General features: G+C 72.3%; 14 protein-coding genes, 2 pseudogenes and 1 riboswitch. Of the genes and pseudogenes, 2 read left to right on the top strand and 14 right to left on the bottom strand.

The features are described 5' to 3' along the window. Positions 1-45 precede the first annotated feature (45 nt). Positions 46-201: riboswitch (cobalamin riboswitch) on the top strand. 184 nt (positions 202-385) lie between these two features. Together ACEPPI_RS23885 and ACEPPI_RS23880 are read left to right on the top strand one after the other, a co-directional pair. Next, positions 386-2,026: pseudogene (locus tag ACEPPI_RS23885) on the top strand (5-methyltetrahydropteroyltriglutamate--homocysteine S-methyltransferase); the annotation flags it as partial. A gap of 354 nt (positions 2,027-2,380) precedes the next feature. Then, positions 2,381-3,034: a deoxynucleoside kinase gene (locus ACEPPI_RS23880; protein WP_373917298.1), complete on the top strand. Its 654-nt coding sequence runs from the start codon at positions 2,381-2,383 to the stop codon at positions 3,032-3,034. A gap of 37 nt (positions 3,035-3,071) precedes the next feature. Here ACEPPI_RS23880 and ACEPPI_RS23875 read toward each other — a convergent pair whose 3' ends face one another. The 14 genes and pseudogenes from ACEPPI_RS23875 to ACEPPI_RS23810 form a co-directional block, all read right to left on the bottom strand. Further along, complete coding sequence (locus tag ACEPPI_RS23875; protein ID WP_373917297.1) at positions 3,072-4,442, bottom strand: hypothetical protein; 1,371 nt, start codon at positions 4,440-4,442, stop codon at positions 3,072-3,074. A 165-nt stretch (positions 4,443-4,607) separates the two neighbouring features. Continuing rightward, positions 4,608-5,159, bottom strand: a complete 552-nt coding sequence (locus tag ACEPPI_RS23870) for an MOSC domain-containing protein (RefSeq protein ID WP_373917296.1) — start codon at positions 5,157-5,159, stop codon at positions 4,608-4,610. Between the two features lie 7 nt (positions 5,160-5,166). Continuing rightward, the gene (locus ACEPPI_RS23865; protein ID WP_356214527.1) at positions 5,167-5,400 is read right to left on the bottom strand and encodes an acyl carrier protein; all 234 of its coding nucleotides are present in this window, start codon (positions 5,398-5,400) and stop codon (positions 5,167-5,169) included. A 2-nt stretch (positions 5,401-5,402) separates the two neighbouring features. Next, on the bottom strand, positions 5,403-6,449 hold the full coding sequence (locus tag ACEPPI_RS23860; protein ID WP_373917295.1) for an NAD(P)H-dependent flavin oxidoreductase: 1,047 nt from the start codon (positions 6,447-6,449) through the stop codon (positions 5,403-5,405). Then, the gene (locus tag ACEPPI_RS23855; RefSeq protein WP_373917294.1) at positions 6,446-7,312 is read right to left on the bottom strand and encodes a hypothetical protein; all 867 of its coding nucleotides are present in this window, start codon (positions 7,310-7,312) and stop codon (positions 6,446-6,448) included. Before ACEPPI_RS23855 ends, ACEPPI_RS23860 begins: the two co-directional genes overlap by 4 nt. Continuing rightward, complete coding sequence (locus ACEPPI_RS23850) at positions 7,299-8,222, bottom strand: diiron oxygenase (protein ID WP_373917293.1); 924 nt, start codon at positions 8,220-8,222, stop codon at positions 7,299-7,301. Before ACEPPI_RS23850 ends, ACEPPI_RS23855 begins: the two co-directional genes overlap by 14 nt. Further along, positions 8,219-9,187, bottom strand: coding sequence for an inositol monophosphatase family protein (locus ACEPPI_RS23845; RefSeq protein WP_373917292.1), 969 nt, complete (start codon positions 9,185-9,187; stop codon positions 8,219-8,221). Before ACEPPI_RS23845 ends, ACEPPI_RS23850 begins: the two co-directional genes overlap by 4 nt. Then, positions 9,184-10,506 (bottom strand): aspartate aminotransferase family protein, encoded by a 1,323-nt coding sequence (locus ACEPPI_RS23840; protein ID WP_373917291.1) that lies wholly within the window; start codon positions 10,504-10,506, stop codon positions 9,184-9,186. The genes ACEPPI_RS23845 and ACEPPI_RS23840 overlap by 4 nt, the downstream gene beginning before the upstream one ends. Before the next feature lie 102 nt (positions 10,507-10,608). Next, positions 10,609-11,136: a hypothetical protein gene (locus ACEPPI_RS23835; protein WP_373917290.1), complete on the bottom strand. Its 528-nt coding sequence runs from the start codon at positions 11,134-11,136 to the stop codon at positions 10,609-10,611. 228 nt (positions 11,137-11,364) lie between these two features. Then, positions 11,365-12,381 carry a phosphotransferase gene (locus tag ACEPPI_RS23830; protein ID WP_373917289.1) on the bottom strand — a complete coding sequence of 339 codons (1,017 nt, stop codon included), beginning with the start codon at positions 12,379-12,381 and terminating at the stop codon, positions 11,365-11,367. 31 nt (positions 12,382-12,412) lie between these two features. Continuing rightward, entirely contained in the window at positions 12,413-13,408 is a 996-nt protein-coding gene (locus ACEPPI_RS23825) for an ROK family protein (RefSeq protein WP_373917288.1), read from the bottom strand. Continuing rightward, entirely contained in the window at positions 13,405-14,529 is a 1,125-nt protein-coding gene (locus ACEPPI_RS23820; protein ID WP_373917287.1) for a zinc-binding dehydrogenase, read from the bottom strand. Before ACEPPI_RS23820 ends, ACEPPI_RS23825 begins: the two co-directional genes overlap by 4 nt. Before the next feature lie 285 nt (positions 14,530-14,814). Then, entirely contained in the window at positions 14,815-15,321 is a 507-nt protein-coding gene (locus ACEPPI_RS23815; protein WP_373917286.1) for a hypothetical protein, read from the bottom strand. Positions 15,322-15,748: 427 nt separating this feature from the next. Continuing rightward, a pseudogene (locus ACEPPI_RS23810) lies at positions 15,749-16,235 on the bottom strand (serine/threonine protein kinase); the annotation flags it as partial.

Raw genomic sequence — 16,235 nt, 5'->3', positions numbered from 1 at the left:
GGCCGGTGCAGCTGGTTCGCCCCGTCCGCCAGGCGGGATGCGTCGTAAGAGGGAACCCGGTGGGAATCCGGGACTGCCCCGCAGCGGTGAGCGGGAACGACCGCCGTCATACGCACTGGGACCGGACAACGGTCCTGGGAAGCGACGGCCAGTAGGTGCCCGCCGGGAGACCGGCAGGCGTGCCCGCGAGTCCGAAGACCTGCCCGTTGCCCGCACGCGGACGATTCCCGTGCGGAGATCCCGGTGACCTCGTGGGCGGGTCGGCGTACACGACGAGCGGCACGTGTGGTGTTTCCCCGCGACGTGGTCCGCGCGTTCTGTCGTTCCTTCGCGTCCGCGTCCCCTCACCGGGACGTTCAGGACACATCTCGCGAAGGAGAGTTCCGTGACAACGAAGCCCACGGCCGCGGCAGCACGAGCCACCGTGTACGGCTACCCCCGTCAGGGTCAGAACCGCGAACTGAAGAAGGCCGTCGAGGGCTACTGGAAGGGCCGCGTCACCGCCGACGCCCTGCGGCGCACGGCCGCCGGCCTCCGCCGCTCGAACTGGCGGCAGCTGGCCGACGCGGGCATCACCGAGGTGCCGACCGGCGACTTCTCGTACTATGACCACGTCCTGGACACCAGTGTCATGGTCGGCGCCGTCCCCGGGCGGCACCGCGCGGCGGTCGCCGCCGACGCCCTCGACGGCCTCTTCGCGATGGCCCGCGGCACCCAGGACGTCGCCCCGCTCGAAATGACCAAGTGGTTCGACACCAACTACCACTACCTGGTCCCCGAGCTCGGCCCCGACACCGTCTTCACCGCCGACTCCACGAAGCAGGTCGCCGAGCTGAAGGAGGCCCTCGCGCTCGGGCACACGGCCCGCCCCGTCCTCGTCGGCCCCGTCACCTACCTCCTGCTGGCCAAGCCCGCCCCGGGCGTGGCCGCCGACTTCCGGCCGATCACCCTCCTCGACCGGCTGCTGCCCGTCTACGCCCGGGTCCTCGCCGATCTGCGCGCCGCCGGCGCCGAGTGGGTCCAGCCGGACGAACCGGCCCTGGTCCAGGACCGCACCCCGGCCGATCTGAACGCCGCCGCCCGCGCCTACCGCGAGCTGGGGGCGGCCACCGACCGTCCGAAGCTGCTGGTCGCCTCGTACTTCGGCCGGCTCGGCGGCGCCCTCCAGGTGCTCGCCGCCGCCCCCGTCGAGGGGCTGGCGCTGGACTTCACCGACGCCGGCGCCGCGAACCTCGCCGACCTCGCGGCCGTCGGCGGACTGCCCGGCAAGCGGCTCGTGGCGGGCGTGGTCAACGGCCGCAACGTCTGGATCAACGACTACCGGAAGTCCCTGGCCACCCTCGGGACCCTGCTGGGCCTCGCCGGCCGGGTCGACGTCGCCGCCTCCTGCTCACTGCTGCACGTCCCGCTGGGCGCCGCGGCCGAGCGTGACATCGACCCGCAGATCCGGCGCTGGCTCGCCTTCGCCCGGCAGAAGACGACCATCGGCTCGTTCCCGCAGACCGACGAGCTGCGCCTCGCCCGCGCCGACCTGCGGGCCGGCCGGATCGACACGGCCGCCTACGAGGAGCGGATCAAGGACGAGATCCGCGAGGCCCTCTCCTTCCAGGAGAAGACCGGGATCGACGTCCTGGTGCACGGCGAACCCGAACGGGGCGACATGGTGCAGTACTTCGCGGAGCAGCTCACCGGCTACGTCGCCACCCGGCACGGCTGGGTGCAGTCCTACGGCACCCGCTACGTCCGCCCGCCGGTCCTGGCCGGGGACGTCTCCCGCCCCGAGCCGATGACCGTGCGCTGGACCTCGTACGCCCAGTCGCAGACGGCCAAGCCGGTCAAGGGCATGCTGACCGGCCTGGTCACCATGCTCGCCTGGTCCTTCGTGCGCGACGACCAGCCCCTCGGGGACACCGCCCGCCAGGTGGCGCTCGCCCTGCGTGACGAGGTGGGCGACCTGGAAGCGGCGGGCACCCCGGTCATCCAGGTCGACGAGCCCGCCCTGCGCGAGACCCTCCCGCTGCGGGCCGACACCCTCCGACGCCACGAAGGGGACCTGGTCACCAGAGCGTCGGCCACCGGCCTCCGACGCGAGGGCCGCGCGGGGCGGCCCGTCCGGCGCCCCGGCCGATGGGGGTGAATCGTCATTTAAGATTCAGTTCGGCCGTAGGGCTGTGGCCCGTCACCCCGCGCGGCGGCTGCGCAGCGGTCGGATCCGCCGGCCGAGCAGAGCCACCCGTGTCAGGGCCCCGGTCCGGACGGGGCCACATGACGCCGATCACGAAGATCCCGGGCATCGCGTGACCGCCGGAGTGCGTCCCGGCGGCGTGCGGCGCCCAGCCCACCCGCCGACGAACAGAAGACCCCCAGGGAGAAGTGAGGTATGCCGGTGCTTTGCGTCGGAGGCATGATCGGAATCGGCAAGACGAGTGTCGCCGAACTGCTCGCCAAGGAGCTGGGCAGCGAAGTCTTCTACGAGAGCGTCGAAGACAATCCGATCCTCCCGCTCTTCTACACGGCGAGCCCCGAGGAGATCCAGGCGAACCGCTACCCCTTCCTGCTCCAGCTCTACTTCCTCCAGACACGGTTCGCCGCGATCAAGGAGGCGTACAAGCAGGGCGACAACGTCCTCGACCGGTCCATCTACGAGGACTGGTACTTCGCCAAGGTCAACCACGACCTGGGCCGGATCAGCTCCCTCGAAATGCGGGTGTACGAGGGGCTGCTCAACGAGATGATGCGCGAGATCGACGGCCTGCCGTACCGCAAGGCACCCGATCTCATGGTGTACCTCAAGGCCGACTTCGAGACGGTGCTGCACCGCATCGGGCTGCGGGGCCGCGATTTCGAACAGGACGAGAGCCTCGTCGAGTACTACCGCACGCTGTGGTCCGGCTACGACGACTGGGTGCACAAGCACTACTCGGCCAGCGAGGTCCTCGTCATCGACATGAACCACACGGACGTGGTGCACAACCCCGAGGACGCGGCCCGCGTGGTGCGGGAGGTCAAGGAAGCCCTCGGGCAGCGGGGCTGAGGACCCTTTCGTCAGACGTGGTCGGCGGGCGGCGGACTCAGTCGGCGACCGAGTGCGGATCGTCGAGTTCGTGCAGCCCTGCCGGGTCCACGTCCGTCAGCACCTCCCCCGCCGCCGTGACGAATCGCTGTGCGTGGCCCCGGTGGACACACAGGAGTTGGTCCCGGACGGCGGCCCGGTCCCGGTACACCGCCAGTGCCACACCGTACTTGCTGCTGTGGCCCGCCATCGCGGTGTCCGCGCTCCATCCCGTGCCGTCGTGGGCGGACCACCACAGCTGTTGGCCGGCGGGGTCACGGTGGACGCACATCAGCCTGCCGTCGAAGACGGCGAGGCCGATGTTGCTCCGGGTGCGGAGCCCGGGCAGGGCTCCTTCGGAGGTCCAGCCGGCGCCGCGCAGCCGGCTCCAGTGGATCGCGCCGTCGCTGGGGTTGCCGTGCAGCAGGTGCAGGGCGCCGTCGTACGCGGCGAGCGCCGGGGACCTGGTCGTGGCGCAGCCGGGGACGGGTTCGGGAGGGGTCCAGGTGCGGCCGTCGCGGCTGATGGTGACCATGATCCGCTGGCCGGCGTCGGCGTAGGCGAGGTGGAGGGCGTCGCGGAAGACGGCCAGCGCCGGGCCGTAGACGCTCTCGGCGGTCGGGACCGGCCGGTCCGGGCTCCAGGTCTTGCCGTCGTACGAGGTCAGGGCGATGCCCCAGTCGCCCGAGCCGCCGCGGTGGGCGCAGTACAGCCGGTCCTGGAACACAGCCAGGGCCGGGCTGCCCAGGGTGTGGTGGGCGGGCAGGGGCCGGTCGTCGGACCAGCCGCCGTCCGCGCGGTGCAGGGTCCACCACAGGTCGGGGTCGTCGCCCCGGCCCTGGTAGAGGCAGTACAGGTCGTCGCGGAAGACGGCCAGGGCGGGGGTTTCCGAGGCGTAGCGGGCAGTGAACGGTGTGTCGGCTCCCCAGCCCGTGCCCGTTTCGAACACGCTGAACCACAGGCCGGTCTCGCTCGCCGGTGCGTCGAGGGCCACCGGGGCCAGGAGCGTGGGCGCGGCCCACGGCGAGCGCAGCTCGCACCCGGTGCCCCGGGCGGCGGCCCGGATCCGTTCGGCCCGTCCGGCCAGCCGCGCACCGGCGGCTTCGGCGACGGCCGCGGGCAGGGCTCCGGCGAGCACGTCCTCCACGAGGCCGGGGAAACCGGTGACGGGCCCGCTGCCGTCCGGGGGCGCGAGGAGGTCGACGGACCGTTGGTCGAGGCGGAGGGTGAAACCCCACTCCAGCGGGCGAACGGCGACGGCCGCCCCCACCGCTGCGAGTTCCTCGCCCGCCCGTTCCGCGCGTTCCACGGCCTTGGCCGACGGGGCCTCCGCGCCGAAATCCGGTGCCGTGCCGTTCTCCCGCCCGGGGGCGGCGCCTTCGATCGCCATGCTGTCTTCCTGCCTGCGGACGTGGATGTTCGGGGCCCGTTCCAGGCGGCGTGCGCACTGGTCGACGGGCTTTCCCACCGTTCGACGGGTCTGCCGGTGGGGGCAGGGGGCCGGGTGGCGGGCGGGGTGCGTCGGGGCGGGTGGCCGGGCCGGGCCCAGTCGGCCTCAGGAAAGATCTGCGGGGACGGGCGGCAGGCGCGGCCGTGCGCGGTGCGGGAGGGGGTGGATCCGGTCGCCCACCCGGATCGTCCCGCCGCTGACGACCTCGGCCCGCAGTCCGCCGCGGTGCAGCAGGCCGCGGATCAGCCCGGGGCGCACGAGCTGTTCGAGGCGGGCGCAGGGTTCGCTGAGTTTGAGACCGCGCAGGATCACCGCGCCGATCCGGAACTCGTGGTCCACCAGCGGGTTGAGCCGGATGTCGCGGCAGACGAGGTTGCGGCGGCATTCGGCGGGGGTGAGCGCGATGCCGTGTTCGCGGGCCAGGGCCTCCAGGGACTCGGCCTCGATGAGGGTGACGTCACAGACCCCGGACGCCCGGCCGGTCCCCCGCCGCCGGGGCCGGGGGCCCTCGCCCGCCCAGTAGTTGCGGTCCCCCGCCAGACCGCGGCCGGTCACCGCTCGGGCCCGTGCGACGCGGAAGGTGGGCTCGCCGGGTCCCGCGGCGAGGTGCAGGGAGACGACCCGTCCGGGTCCGGGCGGCGGTGGGGCCACAGCCATGGGCGGTTCACCCCTTCAGGAAGTGGTCCGACAGGGAGCGAAGGGTGCGGAACTGGTTCACGTCGATCTGGTCGAGATGCAGTTCCCGGCCGATCAGGTCCTCCAGCAACAGGATGAACTCCATGAAGCCGAGGGAGTCGATCAGCCGGTTCTCGATCAGGTCGAGGTCCTCCGGGATCTCTTCGACGGTGGGGTTGTGTTCGAGCAGCCAGTCCACGACCGGCTTGATCGCCTCGTCCATGGTCACCTCTCCTGGATCCGGTGCGGTTCTTCGGATCTGCTCGTGCGCCCTGCCGTGGCGGCGGTCGTGGCGCCCTCTGCCGCGCACCGCTCGCTCTCGTACTCCCGGCGGAGCCGCGCGACGGCTGCGGCGGCCGGGTGCCGGGTGGTGACGCGGGCACAGGACCGGCCGCAGTACATGGCCATCTCCTCGATGTGTCCGGTGGTGCCTTCGCCCGGAGCCGCCGCGCTGTAGCGCGGTACCGGATATCTTCGGCCGTCCACTCGGGTGGTGGCGATGAACACGGCCGGGGCGCGCTCCGGGGCGGTGGTGAGGCGGTTGCGCAGGACGCGGTGCGGGCGGTGCGGCCAGCCGATGTCGAAGAGGGAGGTGACGACGGTTTCGTCGGCCGCGGCCTCGACCACCCGTCGTTTGAACTCCGGATGCGCCGTGGATTCCGCGGCCGGTACGAACAGGGTGCCGGCCATGGCGCCGTCCGCGCCGCGCGCCACCGCGCCGGCGAGGTCCTTCCCGGTCGCGATCCCGCCCGCGACGGCCAGGACCGCGTGCGGGTGGCGTGCCCGGACGGCGGCCAGCAGGAGGTCCACCGGCTGCCGTCCGAGCAGGTGGCCGCCGGCTTCGGTGCCCTGGAGGATCAGGACGGCCGCGCCCCGGCCGAGGGCGGTGTCGGCGTCCGCGAGGGTGCCGACCTGGACCACCAGCGGGTGTCCGGCGGTGTGCACGGCCCGGGCGGCGTCGGCGTCGGGCAGCCCGAAGGAGGTGACGAAGCCTCCCGGGGGCAGTTCGGGCAGGGCCGCCCGGAGCTGGTCCAGGCAGCGCGCCGGGCCGGTGACCTCGGGGACCACGTTCACCCCGAACGGCCGGTCGGTGGCGGCCGCCGCCTCCCGCACCAGCCGGGCGGCCCGTGCGGGCGGTTCCTTGTACAGGGCAAGGGTGCCGCCGGCTCCGGCCCGGGACACCGCGGCGCACAGAGCGGGGCCGGCGACGGCGCCCATCCCGGCCTGCAGCAGCGGGAGTTCGAGCCCGAGCAGGGCGGCGAGCCGGGTCACGAGCGCTCCCCCGCCCGCCGTACCGCGCGGTGCGCGGCGGCCAGGTCCCCTTCGAAGAGGTCACCCAGGGCGTGCACCCAGCGTTCCAGGCCGAAGGCGACGCAGCCGGTGAAGGCCGGGCGGCCGGCGTGGTGGATGGCGCGGCGCTCGCCGAAGAAGTTGCGGTGGTTGTTGGTGGAGGCGACGGCGGTGCCGTCGGTGTGCAGGTACTCCTCCTTGACGGGGGCGAGCAGCTGCATGACGGTGCGGGCGCCGTCCTTCTGGAAGAAGGGGTCGGTGGCGGGCTGCCGGTCCAGGGTGAGACCGAGGGCCGCGCCGAAGGCGGTGATCCGCTCCTGGTGCCGGTCGAGGTGGGCGCGTACGGTTTCGGCCGGCCCGACGCACACGATCTCCCGCATGGTGAATCCCCAGAGCCTGCGCAGCCCGTCGTGGTGGTCCTCGTTGCGGAAGCACTGCGCGACGGTGGTGATCAGGACGGGGGTGTCCGCGCTGGTTCCGGTGAGGTGCAGGAAACAGCCGTAGCAGGCCGCGGAGGGCAGCAGGTGGGTGGCGTCGGCCAGATCGGGCGCGGGCAGCGCGGCGCCCGCGGGCCGGTCCGCGGCGAGGGCCTCCAGCCGGTCGGGGCGGATCCGGGTGACCGGGCTGCCCAGGTGCGGGAAGTTGCGGAAGTAGTCGAGGGTCCGCAGGTCCTCGGCCCGCAGCAGCGGTGGGTAGCTCTGCTGCCGGGCTCCGGCCTCTTTTCCCCACCGGGTGAACACCTCGTCCAGGGCGCCCCGCAGCAGTACGGCTGGTTCGTCGAGGGTGGCCAGTCCGTCCCGGACCGCCCAGGCGGTCCCGGTCGCCGTGGGGTCAGTGAGGGGCATCGAAGACCCCGATCCGGTTGAGGAAGTCGGTGGTCTTGTGCAGGACCTTCGCGTGCGCGGCCTGCCGGGCGGGGTGGGCGAGCAGTCGCCGGCGCAGCGCGAAGCCGTCCGGGAGGCCCGCGTCGCGGTAGACGGCAGGGTTGTAGAAGGACTCGATGCTGGTGGTGAGGTAGCGGCGGAGGTAGTGGCCCAGTTCGTGCCGGTCCTCCTCGTCGAGGCCGCTGTGCTGCAGGCGCTCCCACAGCAACTGCACCAGGCGGCGGCCGAAGGCGATGTGCCGGGACTCGTCCTGGTGGTGCAGGCGGTTGATGTGGCGGATGGTCGGGTGCAGTCGGCGGTCGGCGGCCAGGTGCACGTTGTAGTGGTCGACCATCTGCTCGAAGATCAGGATCCGGGCGAAGACGAGGAAGTTCTCGATGTTCGGATCGCGCGGGGATCCGGGCAGTTTCACCGACTTGTCGGGGTAGATCTTGTCCGCGTACTTGAGGCAGAAGGTGGCGAAGAACCACATGTGGTCGTTCTCCTCGCCGATGAAGTGGTGGAAGAACTCGGAGGGCAGCTCGAAGCCGGGCATGTGGATGCGCCGGGTGACCTCGATGAGCAGTTCGCGGATGCCGTGCACGTTGAGGCTGTAGAAGTTGACGCTCTCCCAGCGGCTCAGTGCCCGGAGCCGGGTGGGACTCAGTTCGTCCATCAGCTCGGTGCCGTGGACGGAGAGGAGTTCGGGGGACATCCAGAGTCCGTCGGCGGGGATCGTGGACGGCCAGTCGAAGGTGGTGAAGGGGTTGTAGTAGTCCGCGGTGGCCTTGTCCGAGAGCCGGTCGAGCAGGGCCCTGAACTCGGTGTCCTCGTCGGTGGCGGTGCCGGCCGCTGCGGCGGGCGGGGTGTCCAGGGGGCGCATGGGCGTCATTTCTTCCACCGGACGGCCGACAGCAGGGCCCGGTGGAGCTCGGGGGTGGCCGCGGCGACGCAGGACCGCTGGTTGGTGATGCTCAGGTCGGTCAGGACGGTGTCGCCGAGCGGCTGCCCGTATCCGTCGGTGATGACCGCCCCAGCCCGCTCGGCGAGGAAGACGGCCGCCGCGATGTCGTACGGGAACAGGTGCAGGACCCTGCCGTTGCCGACGCGTTCGAACTCGGGCAGCAACGCCGGGTCGTCGCGCAGCAGCCGGTTCCCGATGTCCACGTAGGCGTCGAGCTGGCCGGTGAGCAGCCGGGAGATCGACCAGGTGGCGCTGTTGAAGACGAAGACCCCGCCGGTGTTGGCCGAGAGGTCGATGAGGTGGCCGTGGGCCTCGGTCATCAGGCGGGCCGGGTGGCCGTTGAACTCCAGCGACCAGAACATCCGCGTGAGGTCGGTGGTGGCGGTCAGGGCGGGGACGGGATGGTCGTAGCCGTGCGCGACGATGCCGGGCGTCGCAAGGTCCCCGTAGAGGTAGGCGCCCGTGCGCAGTTCCATCAGCAGCGCGTGCTCGACGTCGGCGATGCGCGGGCGCTGCGACATGCGGGCGACGGCGACCGAGACGGTGGCCGACTCCAGGCCGGCGACGGCGGGCCGGGTGCCGTCGATGGGGTCGACGACCAGCAGATGGGCGGGGTCCGTGCCGTGGTACTGGAGGCCGCGGTCCTCGGAGTAGACGGCGACGGGCAGGTCGTGGCCGACGACGTACTTCCAGACGGCCGCCTCCGCGACCTCGTCGAGGCCGAACTGGGCGTCCCCGCCCGGCGAGTGGCCCCGGACCAGGCGGCTGCCGGCCCGGTGCTGGGCAGCCAGTACGGCCTCACGGACGGCGTCGGCAAGGCCGGTCACGTACCGGCGCACGGCCGCGGGCTCCGGAGGGCGGCCGGGCGCGGTGCCGGGCGCGGTGCCGGTCATGCGGCGGCCTCGGCGGCGAAGAGGGCTTCGAGCCGGTCGCAGAGCAGGTCGGCCTCCGTGCGGGTGAGGATCAGCGGCGGGCGGATCTTGATCACGTTGCCCCGGCCGTAGCGGGAGGTGCGCAGGATCAGACCGTGGTCCATGCCGCGGCGGGCCAGCGCCTGGGCCCGTTCGCTGTGCGGGCGGCCCCGGTCGTCGCCGATCTCGATCCCGATCATCAGGCCGAGGCCCCGTACGTCCACGACGGCGGGGTGCCGGGCGGCCAGGGCGCGCAGCCGTTCCATGACGTGGGCACCGACCTCCCGGACGTTCTCCAGGAAGCCCGGGCGGCCGATCACGTCGAGGGTGGTGGCCGCCGCAGCGGCGGCGAGTACGTTGCCGCCGTAGGTGAAGGAGTGGTGGTCGCTGCTGAGCCCGGCCATCCGCTCGTCCGCGACGATGGCCGCGATCTGGGCGCCGGAGCCGCCGAGGCCCTTGGCGGTGGTCAGGATGTCGGGCCGGACCCCGTAGTGCTCCGCGGCGAACATCCGGCCGACGCGGCCTATGCCGGTCTGGATCTCGTCGAAGATGAGGACGATGCCCCGTTCGTCGCAGAGGGCGCGCAGGGCGGGCAGGTAGCCGTCGGGGGGCACGATGTTGCCGCCGCTGCCGGAGACCGGTTCGACGACGACGCAGGCGACGCTGCCGGAACTGGCGTGGTCGAGGAAGTCGTTGATGCGTTCGACGCAGAGCATGCCGCAACTGTCGGGGCCGGCCTGGCGGTAGAAGCAGCGCAGGCAGTAGGGGTCGGGGACCTGGAGCACGCCGGGCATCAGGTGCGGGAAGGGAGCCTTGCGGAAGGACTCGCCCGACATGGTGGTCGTCATCATGGTCTGGCCGTGGTGACTGCGGAACAGGGTGATGACGTCGCGGCGGCCGGTGGCCACCTGCGCCATCTTGACCGCACCCTCGTTGGCGGTGGAACCGCCCGACACCTTGAGGTGCACCTTCGTCAGGTTCGGCGGGGTGACCTCGACCAGCCGCCGGACCAGCTCGTTGACGGGGGCGGTCTGGAAGGTCGAGGTGGTGTGCACCAGCCGCTCGGCCTGGTCGCGCATGGCCTTGACGACTTCGGGGTGGCCGTAGCCGAGACTCAGGTTGAAGGTGCCGGACGCGCAGTCGAGGTACTCGTTGCCGTCGGTGTCGTAGAGGTGGACGCCCTCCCCGTGGTCCATCTCGTACGCGCTGACCGGGTAGTAGATGTGGTTCTGTGCGTAGCTCAGGGCATCGCCGCGGACGTCGTCGCGGGCGTCGCGCTGGGCGCGCATCAGGTCGGCCATGTGACTCCTGTCGACTTCCGTCCCGCGGATGTTACGGACGGCGGATATCGATGTCTCCGGATTTCGGAATCGAAGATTCCGTCAAGGATTACGGTGCGGAAGTCACAGGTCCAGAACGAAGGTGAACGCGGCGTCCCAGCCGTCGGGCGTCTCACGCACGTCCATCAGGCATTCCGGCCGAAAGTATTTGTCGAGGTGATTTCGACGCTCGCCCGGAAAATACAGCATCGTGGTCAGCACGGCTCCGCCGGGCGGCTGCACCTTCACGTGCACGTGACGTGTCCGCCCGGGATACACGGCGGGCAGCACCGTCTCCAGCCGCCACTGCCCCTCGGCGTCCGCGAACTGGTGACCGCGCAGCCGAAAACCCTCGTCGTCATAGACTCCGGCATCCCCGACCTGCCAGAAGTCGAGCAGTGTGCCTCCGATCGGCTTGCCCTCGGGGGTGCGCACGGCTCCGTGCAGCAGCATCGGGACGCCCCCTTCCACGTCGCCTCGGAAACTGGTCCTGAAAGGGGTGTCGGGCTTGTAGTACGGACCTTCGCGCAGGGCCGGCGTCGGCGGTGTCCCGTTGCAGCGAACGGTCGGCGTGAGCGCGTTCAGGACGTTCTCCGGACTTTCGTTCACCACTGCGGAATTCTCCCTTGCTCAAGGATCTTTCGCTTCGGTCCAGGCAGACTAACCCGCCTTCCCGACACTGAGAAGAAGGCCAGGCGTCACCTACTCGCCATTTAATCGGCGCATATTGTCTGGTTCCGTGATCTGCACGGACAGAAGTCACCTCCTGGGAATGCGGCGGCGCACGGGACGGATGGGAAAAGGGGTGACAGTCCGGTTGCCGTCGCCCCCCGGCCGAGATCAGCACCCCCGGGCGGCCGCCCGGTGCAGTACGGTGCGGGCGCGGGCGAAGTAGGCCGGGTCGGGCGGTGCCGTGAGGATGTCCGCGAGCGCGAAGAGGTCCAGCGTCCGGCTGAGCCGCAGCCAGTCCCCGGGCAGTCGCCCGCTCCCGCCCCGGAAGCCCTTGACGAAGCCGGCGGTGAAGGCGGGCGGGTACTCGTGGGCGAAGCGCAGCATGTTCCCGACGTCGAAGAGCGGGGAGCCGCTGAAGGCGAGCTCCCAGTCGAGCACGGCGGCCACCGCCCAGTCCCCGGCCCGCCGCTCCACCAGGAGGTTCTTCGGGTTGAAGTCGCAGTGCACCAGGCTGCGTTCACCCGTCACGGCGGCAAGCGCCCGGGGTCCGCGGCGCGCCAGGGCGGACAGTACGGCCGCGTCCGTGCCGCTCAGCGGACCGTCCGCGGGCGCGGTGGACAGACAGCGGTCGACGAACCCGGACAGGTCACCCAGCGGGGCCGCGCCGTTCGGGGCCGCGCCGTTCGGGGCCGGGACCAGGGAGGAGTCGCCGAAGACGCCCGGTCGAGGCAGCCTGACCCGGCCGATCCGCGCCAGCACCGCGCCGACGGCCCGGCCCAGGTCCCGGGCCTCCCCGCTCGCCGGGCCGTCCGCGAGTACCTGGCTGAGCGGGGTCCCGTGGACGAACCGGTAGAGCAGGGTGGGGCGGCCGGTCGCCCGTCCGTACGGATCGGCCGCGACCACCGCGGTCACCGGTACGGTACGGGCCGCCGCCCGGCCGAGTACCGCGAGCTCCACGGCACAGGTGTTGCGCGGGACCCGGCTGCCGCTGGGCCGGTAGCGGCGCAGCACGTAGCGCTCCGCGGCCGGTGCGCCGAGGGGCTGGGCGGTGAGCAGGGTCATGTCGTTGGTGAACCCGCCGGGCAGCGGGTCCACCCCGTGCACGAGTGCCCCGGGCAGGGCGTGCCCGGTCAGCCAGGCGTGGGTGGCGGGGTCCAGGAGGCCCACCGGATCGGGGTGCGTCACACCGACCGGCCTGCCCGGCCCGGGGCCGTCCTCATGCGTCCCTTCCGCCCGATGGCCCAGGGCCGGAGTGAGGCCGCCGCTGTGCTGTGGCGGCCGACTCTGCTGCCTCGGCTGCCCCTGCCGCCTCAGCTGCCTCAGCTGCCTCAGCTGCCAGGACCAGGCCGCCCGCCGGTCCGGCGAGCCGGCCGAGCCGCGCCGGGAGCACGAAGTCCCCGGCCGCGTGCTCGGGCAGCCCGGGGTATCCGCCCAGTGCCGCGGTCAGTTCGGAGCGCAGCAGCGGGAACAGCCCGGGGAGTTCCGCGACGCCGCCGCCGATCACGATCCGCTGGGGCGCGGTCGTGTACACGATGTTGCGCAGTCCCGCGGCCAGGTAGGCCGCCTCCAGTCGCAGTGCCTCACGCAGTGCGCCGCCGGTCAGTTCCTCGGCCGGTGTCCCCCAACGGGCGCCCATCGCCTCGCCGCCCGCGAGCCCCTCCCAGCAGTCGCCGTGGAAGGGGCAGGAGCCGGGGAAGGTGTCGCCCGCGATCCGGGGCACGGCGAGGTGGCCCATCTCGGTGTGGACCAGCCCGCTGACCACCTTGCCGCCGATCACCGCGCCGCCGCCGATGCCGGTGCCGACGGTGAGGTAGACGTACGTGTCCAGGCCGCGCGCCGCACCCCAGCGGCCCTCACCGAGGGCCGCGCCGTTGACGTCGGTGTCGATGCGCACCGGCACACCGAGCGCGGCGGCGACCGGACCGGCGACGTCCACTCCGGACCAGCCGGGTTTGGGGGTGGCCGCGAGGTGGCCGAACCTCGCGTGGCCCGGGCGCAGTTCGAGGGGCCCGAAGGAGGCGATGCCGACCGCGTCCAGCGGTCCGGTCTCGGCGGCGGTCTCCTGGAAGAAGGCGATGGCCCGTTTCAGGGTGGGGCCCGGTTCGCCGGTCGGGAAGCGGATCTCGGCCTCGATCCGGTCCGGGGCCGAGCCGACCAGGCAGACGAACTTGGTCCCGCCGGACTCGATCGACCCGAGCCGGGGCGCGCTCACGTGCCCACCGGCCAGCCGTCGGCGCCGACCGGGCCGGAGTGCGAGCGGATGACCACCTTGAGCGCGTCGTAGCGGGGTGCCCCTGCGGGGCCGCCGCCCGTGGTGTCTGCGTGGGTGGGCCCGCCGAGCGCCGCGAAGGCCTCTTCGTACCGTTCGAGCGGGAACTCGTGCGTCACCAGCCGCTCCAGGACCGGTGCGGAGCCGGAGTCCTGTGGGCCGGCCAGTTCGGCGGCCAGGTCCACCGCGACCGGGAAGACGTCGGCACGGTAGTCCCCGGCGCCGATCAGCCGGATGCCGCGGTTGGTGAGCCGGAGCGGGCGCAGCGGCACGGTGTAGGTGTCGTCGAAGCCCATCACCACCACCCGGCCGCCGTCGTCGATCAGGCGCAGCGCCGCCTCCAGGCCGGTGCCCGTGGTGTCGAAGACGACGGAGGGACGCTCGCCGCCCGAGGCCTTCACCACGGCTTCGGCCGCGTCCCCCGCGGCGACGTCCACCACGTGCGCGAACTGCTCGCGGGCCCGCTCCAGCCGGTAGCCGTCCGGTTCCGCGACCGTGACACGGCGCGCCTGGCGGGCGGCGACCAGCGCGGTCAGCGTCCCGATCGGGCCCGCGCCGAGCACCACCACGGTGTCGTCGAAGGTGAGGGAAGCGGCGCGGACGTTGCTCAGGACGCACGCGAGCGGCTCGATCAGGACCGCGCCGCGGAAGGACAGCCCGGCGGGAACCCGTTCGACGAATCGTTCCGGCAGGGTCACGGCCTCCGCGTAGGTACCGTCACGGTCGACGCCGACCTCGGTCCCGGCCTTGTGGCGGCAGAAGTTGGTCGCTCCCCGGCGGCACGGAACACACCAGCCGCAGTACAGGGTGGGGTTGACCACCACTCGCTCCCCCACCACGACCGAACGCACCTGCGGCCCGGTCTCCCGCACCACACCCACCGACTCGTGCCCGAGCACCACGCCCGGCCGGGCCGGAAAACGCCCCAGCAGGATCTTGCGGTCCGTTCCGCACACCCCCGTACCGACGACCTCCACGACGACGTCGTCACCGTTCACGAGCCGCGCGGCGGGCCGGTCCTGCAGTTCGGCGGAGCCTGGACCCTGATAGACGAGAGCGCGCACGAGACCTCCCCATCGGTGTTCGGAGGGCGACGCTAGCCCAGCCGGACCCGACCGGAAACAACGCCTCTGAGCCACTCCACGGCGGCGGCCGGCCGGGCCCGGAGCCCGCGACCTCCAGGCCGACCGCAAAGGCCGCTGGTCAGAAGTGGCGACGGCCCGGGGCTCGGACGACACCGGGCCCCGGGCCCCGGGCAGAACATGTCCGAATCCAGGAAACCGGCCGCCCCCGTCCGTCACCCGATGCCGCCAACGGCCCCGCCGGACTGCTGCCGGGCGGAGGCAGGGTCAGTCGAGGTCGATCGTGAAACGCCTCGTGCCCGTGGCGATCGTGTCGGCGTGGACCGAGCCGCGAGCCCGGTCGTACTTCCCCGTGCCGCCGGTGATCCCGTTGTCGAACGAAGGGGGCGGACCCGGGTTGAGATTGCCGAAGACCATCCCCTGCACGGAGAGCTGGCCATCGGGGAGGACGTACGTCACGACGCACTCCTCCGCTCCGCCGTTGTCGACCCGGGTGGTGGTGCAGGTGCCGCCGGTTTCGCCGACCTGCTTGCCGTCCTTGTCGAAGAGGATCGAGCGGAAGACGGTCCGATCGCCCTGGGCGGGGGCGCCGCCGGGGTTGACGGGGAAACGCGTCTGCTCCGCGAGCCGGCCGGTGAGTGTGATGACCCGGTGTCCGCCCTCGGCGCGCGTCGAATCGGTGCCCGCCGCGGCGGCGGCCGCGACGGGGGCGCAGGCGAGAAGGGCAACCAGTGCGGTGGCCGTGCCGAGACAGGCCGCTCTGATGGGGCGCATCGTGTGGCTCCCGAGGTTGATGTTCATGGATGGTCAGGTGACGACACCGTCATGCGATTTCATTCATAACCCGGCTCTGCCACCGCCGGGAACGTCCCGGTACGACCCACCGGTAGATCCGATCAATCGGACCAACCGGGACGAGGTACGACCCGGGCGCTGCCGGCCCCGCCTCGTGCGGCACCGGCCGACGTGACCGGGCGACAGGTCGATGCCGAGGCCGGCCTCGGCCGGCGGCAGGACGAGCACCGGCAGGGCGGCCGCCTCGATCGGGGCGAGGCAGCCACCCGGACGTTGTTGCGTCCCGGTCAGGGCCCGGGAGGGCCGAGCCGCAGGGGCGCCCGCAAGGTGTCGTCGTCAAACCCGGGACCACGTGCGCCGGCTCCACACACAGCGGAACGGCCCGGTCGTGGCACGGCCGCGCGGGTCATGACCGTTCGTAGTAGTACCCGTCGCCGTGTGCGGGCCCGACGTTGTGCTGGAGCCCGGCCGGCTCGCTCCTGGTGAAGTACGACGGGTCCAGCACCCCGCAGAACTGGCTGTTGGACTGACTCTTGTCCACCGCTGCCGAACCGATGTTGATCCGGTTCCCGCCTGATGCCACCGACACCACCTTGGCCATGTTCTCGCAGTGACCCATGGTGGAGTCGCTGATCAGCCGGACGGCCCCGGACCGCGCGATGATCACGGTGACCGGCTGGTCGATGTTGAACTGGGCCTTGTAGGCCCAGGAGCCCGCGAAGTACGAGGGGAGCGCGTCGCCGCCCGACGAGCCGCCGCCGCTCGGCGAACCCGAACCACCACCCGGAGTCGTGCTCGCTCCGCCCGCACCGTTGCCGCCCGCACCGCCGCCACCCGCACCGTTGCCGCCGCCCGGACCCGAGCCGCCGGCCGCGCCCCCGGCGGCGGGCCCG

This window comes from Streptomyces sp. AB3(2024), from assembly GCF_041862025.1.
Classification (GTDB): Bacteria; Actinomycetota; Actinomycetes; order Streptomycetales; family Streptomycetaceae; genus Streptomyces.
The sequence above is the reverse complement of the archived record's forward strand: the minus strand, read 5'-3'. Positions and strand labels throughout refer to the sequence as shown.